This window comes from Aliikangiella litoralis (assembly GCF_052495765.1).
This window is the reverse complement of the sequence record NZ_CP199292.1, coordinates 132,298-145,252: the sequence shown is the minus strand read 5'-3', so window position 1 is coordinate 145,252 and position 12,955 is coordinate 132,298. Positions and strand designations below refer to the sequence as shown.

Below are 12,955 nucleotides of genomic sequence, written 5' to 3'. Positions count from 1 at the left end.
TTTAATAACTATTAAAAGCCTCATCTTATATACCACATTTTCAACCACTTGTTTTACAATTTATTCTATTTTTCTATACATAATTCATTGAGTCCTGGATGATCATCTGGTCTTCGTCCTGAAGTCCAAAAAACTTTCGTTCATATACATTAATTACTAAGTCATTAATTGCTAAGTCATTAATACTAGCATAACGGTATTCTGCTAATCTTTGAACATTAAACTGCCAGTTTTCATTGACATAAGAGCAAAAACGGTCCTTTCACTTATAGGCATATTTATTTTTTCTCTATGCTTGGTTTCTTTATTAAGAAATAAGCTAATTAAAAAGCTTATTCACGTAGTCTATTCAATGACTTCATTAATTACTCTTAGTCGTTCTAATACTTTCATTCGTGTTTGATTTGGTTAATTAACAAGGATACGAGAAACTTTATTGTTTTGACGAAAATTATCTGTACTTATGTATTGGCAATTTCCGCTAAAATCTGCAAAGCCAATAGTTTTTTTTACCTAGTACTTTTAAAAACCAACAGGACCGCCTCTATGTTTCACATAAGGCCAATGAGCTTCACTATTTTTAGACCGAGTTGTTAATTTAATGGCTGAACGACTAAGAAAAGACTCTGGATAAAATGACTAAAAAATTAATTTCATGAGCATTATATCAATTTAAATTTGGCAATATCACTTTCGTTTTTAAGTATAGCTTCAACTGCAACCTCCCGAGGAAAGCCAATATCGACTAGTTTTTGAATTTTAAATTCAACAAGTTCACTCTTAAATCGTGAATGTTGTTCTTGAGAAGATTCACAAATTGATTTTAAATAATTAATATCAACTTTTATTTTATAAATCTGCCCATCAAGCTCAGCTGACTTTTTTACCAATATATTGTTGAGTTTTAAACGAATGTATAAATGACATACAACCCAGTTTAACAAAATTAAAATACAAATTACTGATATGATATTTTCAATTAAAAAATTGCTCATTACTAATAGTATATTCCTTCAAAAACTTGTAAAACAGCATTATTAATTAAACCAAAATTGCATTTTGTCATTACTTGTATTTAAACAAGTATAATAAAACTTATAAAATTAATGAAAAAATATTTGATATTTTGCTTGTTTAAATTTAACCGCTTAACTTAAAGCTATGATTCTTATTTGAGATACTTGCTTAAGATAGTATAAAAAAGTCAGCAACCGTTCTCATGATTAATTATTGCATCAATTAAATCACTGTACTAAAGTCATAACTGACATAATTAGTGCCAAATCAGACAAAATGATTAAAACAATAATACGCATTGGAATTATTAAATATCCAGGAGTGCTTCCCTCTGCCTATATTGGAATTTTAGATATTATACGATTAGCTAATCAAATTTGTATTGAAGACAATCTTAATAAGAAGCTAGAATATTCTCTATTTGACTTAAATACCGACAGCAATACTTCATTACACAACTTAAATAAAAGCCCATTTCTTCATTACATTATATTGCCACCGAGCATAGGGTGTGATTACTTTCTAAAGCCAGACTCATTTTTAATTCATTGGTTACAACAACGTCATAAGAATGGTTCAATCATTAGCGCAATTTGCCAATCAATTTTTATACTGTCTGAAACACAATTATTAAACAATCGTTTTGCAGCGGTACACTGGAAATATGCCGATGATATATTAGAAAAACATCAAAAAATTAAACTACAAACGAATAAAACCCTGATTAATGATGGAGATATCATTACCACTAGCGGTATTGTATCTTGGGTTGATCTTGCATTAGAAATTATCGCTCAATCAATATCATTTCAAGTAATGAGAAAGCTTGGAAAATATTTAATTATAGATACTAGTGCTAGAGAAGAATGCTGTTATGAAAACTTTAGACCTAATTTAGAACATGGTGATGAAGTCATTATAAAAGCACAACACTTTGTACATACCAACTTTAACAATACATTGAGCGTTCATCATTTATCTGAACTTTGTGCTTTAACTGAGAGAACCTTTTTACGCCGTTTCATTAGTGCTACTGGTTATAAGCCATCAGAGTATATACAACAAATCAGAATAAAAAAAGCAAGCGAACTGATAGAAGCTGGAATTTATAACATTGAAAATATTGCTTCAATGACAGGATACGAAGATCCTGCAGCCTTTAGGAAAGTTTTTTCAAGAATAACAGGTTTTTCACCACGACAATTTAAAAAATGCTTTTTTCAAAATAAAATGAAAAAACCTAGAGTTGATCCAGTTGAAAATAGTTAACCTTTATAAAATACTCAACAAAAAAATAAAGCTTTCTAAAACCAGAAAGCCTTTTTAAAATAAGATTTATATCTATTATTATTTGATGTAACTAAATTTTATTATTATAAAATTCAACAAATAATCTTGGTTGCCAAGCGGCTGTATTAGCCTGTGCATTTTGAACACGTTGTGCAACAAACTCATAACCAACCTTTTCACCTGCTTGACATCTGTCAACACGAAACATACTACCTGGCGTAGAGTGCACAGGATCCATAACAAACTGCTGAACATTACGATAATGTGCAGGATCAATACCTGAACCAGCGTTACTGCTTAGGCGAATACTATAGCGTATCCAGACTTTTGCACCTGTTGAAACAGCTCTTAAACTAAAACCAGCATTAGCAGATGCTTTTAAAAAACCATCGCGAGGACAAACAACAGATACTTTGCGTAGTAGTGTTGCACTATTAAAATTAGCGCTCGGTATATTAATCAAATCATTTTGTGCACTAAAGTCACCCCATGATGTAGCAAAAGCTTGGTTTCCCATACCCGTGATTAAGAATAATAAAAGTGAATAGATTTTTTTAAGTTTCATACAATTTTCCTTATTAAAATGAGTTAACATTACGAATATATCGAATAATTATCTTGATAAATTAACGATAAACAAATCAATTAATCAGATTTAATTGTTTTGTATATTGGTTTAAACAGTAATAAATAAAAAAATAGGACATATAAAAATATTTTATGAATCCGTCACAACAAAATCTATACTAGAGATATTTCTGATTATTAAAGAGAATAGTATTTTTACTTTTTGAACTTACACTAATTGACTAATATTGATTAAAGCGATAGGCTATTTTTCTGGCCATTTAATTAAGGGAATAGTAATGTTTGAAGAATCAACCAAACAGCCGTCAAGCTTTCAAGTAGCTCAACAAAACTCGCTTGATCATCTCTACCCCATTATTTATAAAGAACTGCACCAAATTGCTCACCGGCAACTAAACAATGCATGGGGAGTTGATACAGTTTGTACAACAGATTTAGTGAGTGAAGCCTATTTAAAACTAATCCATTTAAAAATGGATCAAATTAATGACAAGAAGCATTTTTTTGCCATAGCAGCCACAGCAATGAGGCAAATTATTATTAACTATGCAGAAAAAAAACGTTCCCTTAAACGTGGTGGAAACTGGCAAAAAACGACGTTAGCTGAACTTGCTATAGTCAAAGAACAAGAAATTGAAACCTTAATACTAATTAATAAGGCACTTAAAGATCTTTCAAAAATAGATAAAGATCTATGTCAATTAGTAGAATTAAAATTTTTTGCAGGCCTTAATGAAAGCGAAATTTCTGAGCTTTTTCAAATATCAACTCGAACAGTACGACGTAACTGGACTAAAGCTAAAGCATTACTTTCAAAAATAATGAGTTGAGCTAGAGGCAATAATTGATGGAATTATCAAAAGAAAAATGGGAGAGTTTACAAACTATTTTTGATAAAGTACTTCAACAACCTAAATCTAATCAAATAGCATTTCTAAAAAAAGAATGTCAAGAAGATCAACAACTATTTGAAGAGATTAGCTCATTATTAGAATGCCAAGAAGACTCGTTAACATTATTAGATCGACCAGCAAGAGAACTCTCAGCAATAAAAGATATCTTCAATCGAGACGATACTCTAAAGAATAAATTAGGAAAAGCGACACAAAGCTACAACATTCAAAAAATAGGTCCATACAAACTATGCGAACAGCTTGGGCATGGTGGCATGGGAACTGTTTTTCGAGCAGAGCGTATTGAAGGTGGTTTTCAACAACAAGTTGCAATCAAATTACTTTCGCACACAGAAAATAGTGAGCAACTGATCCCTCGCTTTCAACAAGAGCAACAATTTTTAGCGTCTTTGAAACATCCGAATATTGCTCAACTACTTGATGGTGGTATTACTCTAGAAGGTCAAGCCTACTTTATAATGGAATACGTAAAAGGTGAAGCCATTGATCAATACTGCGACCGCCTTCAACTAAGCACTAACAAAAGACTTGAGCTCATCAGCAAGCTTGCAGATACACTAAGCTTTGCTCATAAAAAACTCATTATACATCGAGATATAAAACCTTCTAATATTTTAATAACCGACGAAGGGGTATTAAAATTGCTCGACTTTGGAATTGCTAAACTATTACACGATGACTTTAGTCAATTATCGACTCAAACAGTTGGACAGCTTATGACTCCAAGTTATGCTGCCCCTGAACAACTAATGAATAAAGCCTCCACTATAGAAACTGATGTTTACCAGTTGGGTTTAGTCATGTATCAACTATTAACTGGATATCAAGCATTTCACGATCAATCGAACTCATTTATTGAAATGGCACAAAATATTTGTCAGCGAAATCCGACAGTGCCTAGCCACTTAGTCATGTCTGGTAATCCAGATAAAGATAAAGAAATTTCAAAATCTCACGGAACTAATTTAAAAGGTTTAAAAAAGATTTTACAAGGTGATTTAGATGCAATAGTTCTCAAGGCGCTTAATAAAAACCCTGATGATCGTTATAGCTCCATGAGTTTATTTAAAACTGATATACAAGCTTATTTCGATCATAAGCCAACAATCGCACAGCATCCAACATTATCTTATCGTCTGCTTAAATTTTCACGCAGAAACTGGCGTTCATTAGCAACGATCTCATTAGTGATACTACTATTAGCTTCTTATGCCGTTACCGTTACTTTGCAAGCACAAAGAATTAGTGCTGCCTTAGAAAAAAGTCAGTTAGAAAAAGATAAAGCGCAACAAATATCAAACTTTATGATCAACATCTTTAAGGCAGCCGATCCAAACGTTAAAAGTCCAAAAGATTTATCACCCGAAAATTTACTTGATCAGGGCTATCATAAGGTGACAAGTGAGCTCAAAAACTCACCAGAAATTCAAGCTCATATTTTAACAAATTTAGGTAAAATTTATTTTAGTTTAGGCTTATATCAAAAAAGTGAAAATGCGCTTTTATCAGCATTATCTATTCATAATAAAATTGACAAACATAGTTTAGCGACAGCCAATACGCTGACTCAACTTGGAATCACGTACAATTACACCAAAAAACCACAACAAGCCAAAATATTATTTGAAAAAAGTTTATCTATTCATCACGAATTATCGAAAAATAAAAATGAATCAGAATCAATAGAACTAGCCGAAACACAGGTCACTTATGGTGAACTAAATAGAATACAAGGAAATTACCTTATTGCAAGAGAGTATTTTGAAAAAGCTATCTTTTTATTAAGAAAATTAACCAATGGAAATCATTCAGAGTTAGCTGTTGCGCTTAATGGTATAGCTATGGTAGATTTTGCTGAAGGAAATTTTTCTGCTACTCAAAGCAGAATGAAAGAAGCAATCAGAATTCATGAAGAAATACTTGGAAGAAATCATTCTTACTTTGCTATTTATTTAAATAATTTTTGTATTCTTTTGGAAAAAATGGAAAAATTTGATGAGGCATATTCGTATAGCTCTCAAGCTTTAACCATTCAAAATAAAATCCTTCCACCATTTCACTCTCTTTTTTCTCAGACATACCGATGCCTTGGTATGATAGAACATAGCAAAGGAGAATTAACAAAAGCGGCCAAAAGCCTCAATCATGCATTAGAAATTAATGATAGAAATTTACTTAAGAGCAACTTCAGAACAGCAAAACTGCATTTGAAGTATGGTGAAATATTGGTGGATCTAAATAATTTTAATGGGGCAGAACTACACTTTGCAAAAGCAAAAAAACTTGCTGTTGAATTAAAACTCGGAAATTCGTTTGATGGAAATGTCGCATTTCACTTTGCATTGCTACAATATAACCAACTTCAATTTGAAACTGCAAAATTAAACTTAAAAAAAGCGATTAGCTTATTAACTCATAGCGATATAGATCAAAGCAAGGCAAAAATTATTTATGCCTTAATTTTATTAAACACAGAAAATACTGAACTAGCAGAAGAGCTAGCTCGCTCAGCATTAAGTATTCGAAAGAAAAAGCTACCAAAAAATCACTACCTTGTTGCCGAAGCACAAGCGGTGCTCGGGCTTTCTTTAAGACAAAAAAACACTTTAGAATCAAACCAGCTTTTATCAAAAGTTAAAAATAATCTAACATTGAATCCTTTGTTTAGTTATGGATATAGAAAAGATATTTTAGATCTGATATTAAAATAGCAATCATATGATACTAAAGCTTTCCCGGCTGTGAACAAACATAAATAGGAGCCATTATTATCGTTTTTTTAGGATCATAGGCTTGTGTTGCTATAGGTGGTAAATTAGTAGGAATACGAGTAAATGTTTTTTTCAGACCACTACCGCAATTAAGAGGTTCTGTTGAAATAACAAAAGTATCACCAGGCAATTTAGTACATCCTACTAGCTCTCCGCAGCGGTGTAATTTATAAATTGGCTCACATAGTTGATTGTGATTTTCCCTTGTGAAATAAGCACCACACTTTTTTGGAGTCATTAAGCCATATCGAGTGGCATCCCGATTTTCAATGATTTGTCTAGAAACACAAAAATTATTGTCTTTATTCCAGAGGAAAACGTTATTACAACCATATAAATTTCGATCATTTTTATTCGAAGCTCTTATTTCTTCTCTTGATGAACCAATTTGTGAAACTAATTTTAAACGTTCAGCAACAATATCTAAACCAACATCTTTGTTAAAGCAGGTGTTCATACTACTAATTTTTCTGTAACCTTCAATACAATCCCCCCCTATTGGATTGGTTAATAATACTTTGTTAGCTTCAATAGCTAGATGCAAACCTTGTTGAATACAGTAGGACAACCCTAATATTGGAACATGTAAGCTATTAGCACAGTTTTCGCTTCCTAATTTATCGGAACTCGCAGGTTTATTAACTCCAGGCCCAAGACACAAACCTGCATGTTGCCCCGGCAAAAAGTTTTCTGGGCAACTGTTAGGATAAAATTGTTCACTTCGGCTATTTACCAATCTATCAGACGGCTTTTCAACTGAAAAAGCGAAGTCAATATTTCCGATTAAAAGGAGGGTTAATATCATTGTAAATAATATATTTTGGTTTAAATGAATCATTGTTAGATTTCCTTTCCTAAATTTTAAGATGACTAAGTCTATTAAATTAACACAGCAACAACCCAAAAATGAGGACATAAAAAATATTTTTAAGTGCAGTTTTATTAAATATGAATATAATTTATGCGAAATACAGCTGTTTGAGATAAAATTAATTATAGTTAACCTCTGCTCTGGATAAGGAAATTCAAAATAATTAATAGAATCATTTTTATTTTCAATAACTTAAAGTTCAATTAAATTGAATGGCCGTTTCCACTTGAGCTCAGTGTGGCTATTTTTGTAGATATCAAGGCAAGTGATTGCTGCAATAGCGAGTTATTGCACAGGCGCTTAACGCTGAAAGCCACCAAAAATTGTAAAATTCAAATAAATTAAGCCTCAGGATAACTTTTGAAGATTGGTCAACGGTTAAAACAAATTGATAAAATGATAACCCAACAATATGACAGTATTTGGGATTGTTGCTGTGATCATGGCTTATTAGGCTTAGCACTTTTAAAACGAAAAGCTGCAAATAAAATTTATTTTGTTGATATTATCAAACATCTAACATCAAATTTAGAAGATAAACTTTATCGATTTTTCGCAGCAGAAGATTATATAAATCGATGGCAAGTACTCTGTATGAATACAGAGAAAATATTGCTTAACACAAATAATAATTCTCCTCATAAAAAACATTTAGTCATTATTGCTGGTGTTGGCGGTGATAAAATCATCGAAATGGTACAAAGTATTTTATGCAATAACCAAAAACAGAAAGTTGAATTTTTATTATGTCCTGTACATCATAATTACAAAGTTCGTAAAGCACTGAATAGTTTAGAATTAGGATTAGTCGATGAATGTTTGGTCCGTGAAAACAATCGTTTTTATGAAATTATGCATGTCGCTACTGATATTAAAAAACCAATTTCTTTAGTTGGTTCAACGATGTGGAATTTATCTCGCGAAGATGATCAAGAATATCTTATAAAAACAATTAGACACTATCAGAATAAAACCATTCAGGCTCAACCTGATATAGAACAAATTCTCTCAGCCTATCAAGCAATTAAAAATAATTAACCAGAGTTTTGAATACATGTACTATGGGCACGTTAATTGTTGGTAGCCAAATTGTCATTGATAGTGGTAACGATCAATATCTACTGCTGGCTCATATCAAACAAAATAGTGTTGCCATTAAATTGGTGATCAGATGGTTGCAGGACAAACTTTATTGACACAATGCGGTAATTCAGGCAATACAACTGAACCTCATTTACACGTACAAGTACAAGATACCATCGAGTTTTCTGAAGTAACAAAAACACTCCCTATCAATTTTGTTGACAGTCGAGGTCAATTTAAATTTGCACGAGCGAATGATATTGTAAAATCGGCTCAAAAAATAGAATGATTACATTTTTCCAGCGGCTATTTTATTGACAATTACGAAAAACAAAATAAAACAAAGCTTTATTAATTTTTTCTTTGTTTTATTCGAAAAACGCCATTACGCACTTTAATTTAAATTTTAAAATAAAGCAAAACAGCATTGATTTATTCCCAAAAAACACATAAAAACATTAATATAAACCGTAAAAAACAGAACATTGTGAATATTAACATACTTTAAATAGGGGGATTCTATTGAGCTAAATAATACTCTGCATTAGACTGAAATAACTTTCAGAAAGAATAAGAAGTGTTTTTTTCGATAGTTGTTTGCTCAAAAAATAAAAATTATGCATGGCCGCCAACCAATAAAAACAGCGACAACTATTTTCAGCAAAGCTGAGAGTTTTTGAAAGCTATAACCCTTTATTAAATTTTAATTTATTTAAAGGTCTATTTGTTTAATTGATTTTTTATAGAGCTAAACTAGTCCCCAAATTATGCTCTTTTAATATCGATAAACATCATTTATCTATCGTTGGAGGTCACATTCTATGCTTAAAACTGGCATGCCTATAAAAAATAATAAACTTACTCAATTGGTTTTAGCGGGCATTATTTCTCTTAATGCAACCTATGCATCAGCTTCATCTTTTCAACTAAGTGTCGATCAAATGACTTACACTCATGAAGAAATGCTGAATTTTGATATTGAAAAATATTTGGAAAAGAAAGCTCCTCATATGCTTTCTAAAGCAGAAACAATTTCTCACTTTGCAGGTTACTCAGGTGTTAGCCCAAAAGTTTTAATCGCCATGATAGAAATGCAAAGCGGCATGGTGACTAGCCCTAATGCATCACAGGAAAGTCCTTTCGGTCAATTATCAACTCAGTATGGTTTTTCTGAACAAATGCGTGATATGGCTGAGCAATTATTAGAACTAAGACATGGAAAGCAACATTTAAATGCATCAATGCTAGCAAGTCAAATGGATAACCTTTCACAAGTTTATCAATCAATGTTTCCAGAGGAAGCAAAAGCGTTATCAAATAAAAAGTCATCAACAAATGCTTCAAGCTTAACCAGTCAATCAAATGGGTTAACCACCATGGCTGCCGCATCAATTCCGCCAACCAATTTACTCTCTCTACCTTACCCTGTAGGTAAAACCTGGTATCTTGGCGGCGCACATGCTAATGATGGAGGCACAGGTGTTCATTCATCATTAGATTTATATGACGTTAGCGCTGGAGGTTGGGGCACTAACTTAAGTAATATCTGGGTTCAATCAGCTGCACCAGGTACTGTAAAAGTTCACTCATCTTGTTTTATGGAAATTATTCATGAAGGTGGCTGGTCAACAACTTACTATCATATGTCTGATTTAGCATGGAGCACAGGCGCTTCCATTAATCGCAATACAAACATAGGCCATTATGCCAATAATAAAGCACAAGCACTTTGTGGTGGAGGTTCTTCGACAGGACCACATTTACATTTCAGTTTAAAGAAAAATGGTTATCAAAGCTCTTTAAATGGTGTTAGCTTATCAGGTTACTTAATCGAAGCAAGCAGTAGTAAAAGCTACGATACTAACTGTAATTACTTTAATTTATCACAGTGGGGAAGCACTTGGTGTGCTGGTAAATATTTTAACCCAGGGGTTAATTTATATAGAGGTGCAAAAGTTTCGCCATTAAACGGAACTGCAACAACAGAACTTTACTACAAAATGATAGTTCCTTCTGCTCCAGCGGGCTCAAATAATATCGTTTTTCAAACATCTGGTGGTACTGGTGATGTTGATTTATATGTGAAAAAAGGTTCTGTGCCTACTCTAACCAATTATGATTGCCGCCCATTTTTAAATGGTAATAATGAAACCTGCAATTCTAGTAACGGTTTATCCACTGATATAGCTGGTACTTGGTATGTGTTATTACATGGCGCATCACAATTTCAAAATACTTCAATCACTGCTCGCCATAGTGGCTGGTATGACTCAAATAATATAACAGTGAATCAAGGAGCGTGGAATCACAGCTACATAAATATTCCTGCCGGCACTAAATCACTTACAGTGACTATTTCAGGTTTTTCAGGTGACCCGGATTTATATTTAAACTATGGCTCACAAGCTTCAACTTCTGCCTGGTCTTGTCGCCCCTATAAAGGAACGGGAGTCGCCGAAACTTGCACGATTAACAATCCAAAAGCAGGTCAATGGCACATTGGCATTAATGGTTATTCTTATACTTCAGGAATTAATATGAAAGCGCGATGGGAACCGTAAACATTACTCTCCACTAGTAAAATAAAAAACCGGGATACTCCCGGTTTTTTTAATCTAAAGAGTTACACCGTTACCATTAAAGATTCAACGGCAGATACCAACTTCATTTTTAGTTCCTGGTTAATTAACTCACCTTTATCCACATCAAAATTATCATTAAAGCTAGGTATAGATAAACTTGCTTTAACATCACCAGAAAAAAATGGTGCCGACTTTACCGCAGCTTCTAATACACTAGCACCACCACGTGCACCGGGAGAAGTTGCGAGAAGAAGCATTGGTTTATTTTGAAAAACCTTTGGGTTAATTCTAGAACACCAATCAAATAAATTTTTATAAGCAGCACTATAAGAGCCATTATGTTCTGCAAATGAAATAACAATGCCGTCGCACTTACCTAGTTGAGACAAAAACTTTTGTGCTAACTCTGGTTGACCTAACTCTTGTTCCTTATCAACACTAAATAAAGGTAGTTCATAATCGTTTAAGTCGAGAATTTCATGATCAACATCTTTTAATAAACTAAATGTATAGGTGACCAACTGTTTATTAATGGATGCTTTACTACTACTGGCAGCAAAACCAATTAACTTCATTATTTTTTCCTTTAAGATTATCAATAAAATTTAATCATACTAAAATAGCTATCCAGTAATATGGGAACTCAATGAGAGTTTTTAATCTCTGATACACAAAGCGCCACTCTTGCCCCAATGACCACAACAAATATTAACCGCATCTCTTAGCATCGATGCTGCCGTTGGAACAGGCTCACGCTCCCATAACTTATGATACATAATGCCATAGATATCACTATGAATTTCAACGCCCATTTCCCATCCAGAACAGTTTGCTAAAAACTCTTCTTCCCGGATGGGCGTGGGCTTTACAGATAAACTATCATTCTCAGCAATGGCAAGTAGTCGTATCACTCGACCTTGCGCACGCTCTCGCTGTAACATTTCAGTTGTAATGTGAGTAATTCCTTCAACCTTAATATCTTGTAATGTAGCTTGATAATTTAAAATACTATTTGCAATAATTGCTAGTTTATTTGCTGTATCCCACCCTTCTACATCTAACGATGGATCTGCTTCAGCAATACCTAAACGTTGTGCTTCAGCTAATGCATCAGTATAAGATCGGCCAATTGCCATTTCATCTAATATAAAATTACTAGTACTATTAAAAATACCGCATAATTTTGTCACATTAGCGGCAATCATATCTCTTTGTCCTATATTAATTACAGGCAAACCACCACAAACAGTTGCACTATATCTTAATCCTGCATGATTTTTTTTAGCCAACAGATGCAATTCTTGAAAAGCTAAAACAAGAGGAGCTTTATTAGCAAGCACGACCGAAATGCCACGTTGTAATGCTATACGACTAACCGTTAATCCTGCACCACCTGTTTTCAAATCAACAGGAGAAGCTTCAAATATTAAATCACAGTCAATGTTTTGCATGACCGTTTCTATTTTTTCTTCGCTTAAATAACCAGAAAAATCTCTCACCTTTTTTCCTGATACTTTTAAGGCACAGATTTGTTCAGGATTATACCCATTAGAATCAACAGCTATACCGCTGCTGTCAGCAACGCAAACCACTTTAAACTCTATTTGAAAGTCGTTTTTTAAACGATCTTTTTTATTAGATAGGATAGTTAGCAAATTACGATTAACATTTCCCAAACCTATCATTGCAACTCGAATAGTCATAGAAATTCATTGTTAGCTTAGTGATGTAGCAAGCTTAGCATATGTTTCTTTGAAATCGAATGACGCGCTACTAAAAACACGGCCTATCTTTTCAATCGTTTGGTATAGTTAAGCAGCTATTAAAAATGGATGGTCT

At 33.0% G+C, this 12,955-nt stretch carries 11 protein-coding genes and 1 pseudogene; 6 read left to right on the top strand and 6 right to left on the bottom strand.

The features are described 5' to 3' along the window. Positions 1 to 73 precede the first annotated feature (73 nt). Positions 74 to 211, bottom strand: a pseudogene (locus ACT5E3_RS00730) (hypothetical protein); the annotation flags it as partial. A 451-nt stretch (positions 212 to 662) separates the two neighbouring features. Continuing rightward, positions 663 to 995 (bottom strand): hypothetical protein, encoded by a 333-nt coding sequence (locus ACT5E3_RS00725; protein ID WP_444996406.1) that lies wholly within the window; start codon positions 993 to 995, stop codon positions 663 to 665. A gap of 298 nt (positions 996 to 1,293) precedes the next feature. Between ACT5E3_RS00725 and ACT5E3_RS00720 the strand changes: the two genes are divergently transcribed. Continuing rightward, the gene (locus ACT5E3_RS00720; RefSeq protein ID WP_444996405.1) at positions 1,294 to 2,286 is read left to right on the top strand and encodes a GlxA family transcriptional regulator; all 993 of its coding nucleotides are present in this window, start codon (positions 1,294 to 1,296) and stop codon (positions 2,284 to 2,286) included. 91 nt (positions 2,287 to 2,377) lie between these two features. Here ACT5E3_RS00720 and ACT5E3_RS00715 read toward each other — a convergent pair whose 3' ends face one another. Next, positions 2,378 to 2,872, bottom strand: a complete 495-nt coding sequence (locus tag ACT5E3_RS00715; RefSeq protein ID WP_444996404.1) for a hypothetical protein — start codon at positions 2,870 to 2,872, stop codon at positions 2,378 to 2,380. A gap of 301 nt (positions 2,873 to 3,173) precedes the next feature. On the opposite strand from ACT5E3_RS00715, the gene ACT5E3_RS00710 reads away from it, so the two are divergent. Continuing rightward, the gene (locus ACT5E3_RS00710; RefSeq protein WP_444996403.1) at positions 3,174 to 3,725 is read left to right on the top strand and encodes an ECF-type sigma factor; all 552 of its coding nucleotides are present in this window, start codon (positions 3,174 to 3,176) and stop codon (positions 3,723 to 3,725) included. A 17-nt stretch (positions 3,726 to 3,742) separates the two neighbouring features. Beyond that, on the top strand, positions 3,743 to 6,520 hold the full coding sequence (locus ACT5E3_RS00705; protein WP_444996402.1) for a protein kinase domain-containing protein: 2,778 nt from the start codon (positions 3,743 to 3,745) through the stop codon (positions 6,518 to 6,520). Positions 6,521 to 6,533: 13 nt separating this feature from the next. Here ACT5E3_RS00705 and ACT5E3_RS00700 read toward each other — a convergent pair whose 3' ends face one another. After that, on the bottom strand, positions 6,534 to 7,418 hold the full coding sequence (locus ACT5E3_RS00700; protein WP_444996401.1) for a hypothetical protein: 885 nt from the start codon (positions 7,416 to 7,418) through the stop codon (positions 6,534 to 6,536). 393 nt (positions 7,419 to 7,811) lie between these two features. On the opposite strand from ACT5E3_RS00700, the gene ACT5E3_RS00695 reads away from it, so the two are divergent. The 3 genes from ACT5E3_RS00695 (at position 7,812) to ACT5E3_RS00685 (ending at position 11,095) form a co-directional block, all read left to right on the top strand. Continuing rightward, entirely contained in the window at positions 7,812 to 8,489 is a 678-nt protein-coding gene (locus tag ACT5E3_RS00695) for a tRNA (adenine(22)-N(1))-methyltransferase TrmK (protein WP_444996400.1), read from the top strand. Positions 8,490 to 8,622: 133 nt separating this feature from the next. Further along, entirely contained in the window at positions 8,623 to 8,823 is a 201-nt protein-coding gene (locus ACT5E3_RS00690) for a hypothetical protein (protein WP_444996399.1), read from the top strand. Between the two features lie 532 nt (positions 8,824 to 9,355). Then, on the top strand, positions 9,356 to 11,095 hold the full coding sequence (locus tag ACT5E3_RS00685) for a pre-peptidase C-terminal domain-containing protein (RefSeq protein ID WP_444996398.1): 1,740 nt from the start codon (positions 9,356 to 9,358) through the stop codon (positions 11,093 to 11,095). A 62-nt stretch (positions 11,096 to 11,157) separates the two neighbouring features. On the opposite strand, the gene ACT5E3_RS00680 is transcribed toward ACT5E3_RS00685, so the two are convergent. Together ACT5E3_RS00680 and ACT5E3_RS00675 are read right to left on the bottom strand one after the other, a co-directional pair. After that, the gene (locus ACT5E3_RS00680; RefSeq protein ID WP_444996397.1) at positions 11,158 to 11,691 is read right to left on the bottom strand and encodes an NADPH-dependent FMN reductase; all 534 of its coding nucleotides are present in this window, start codon (positions 11,689 to 11,691) and stop codon (positions 11,158 to 11,160) included. 81 nt (positions 11,692 to 11,772) lie between these two features. Then, positions 11,773 to 12,819: a hypothetical protein gene (locus tag ACT5E3_RS00675; RefSeq protein WP_444996396.1), complete on the bottom strand. Its 1,047-nt coding sequence runs from the start codon at positions 12,817 to 12,819 to the stop codon at positions 11,773 to 11,775. Between the last annotated feature and the right edge of the window lie 136 nt (positions 12,820 to 12,955).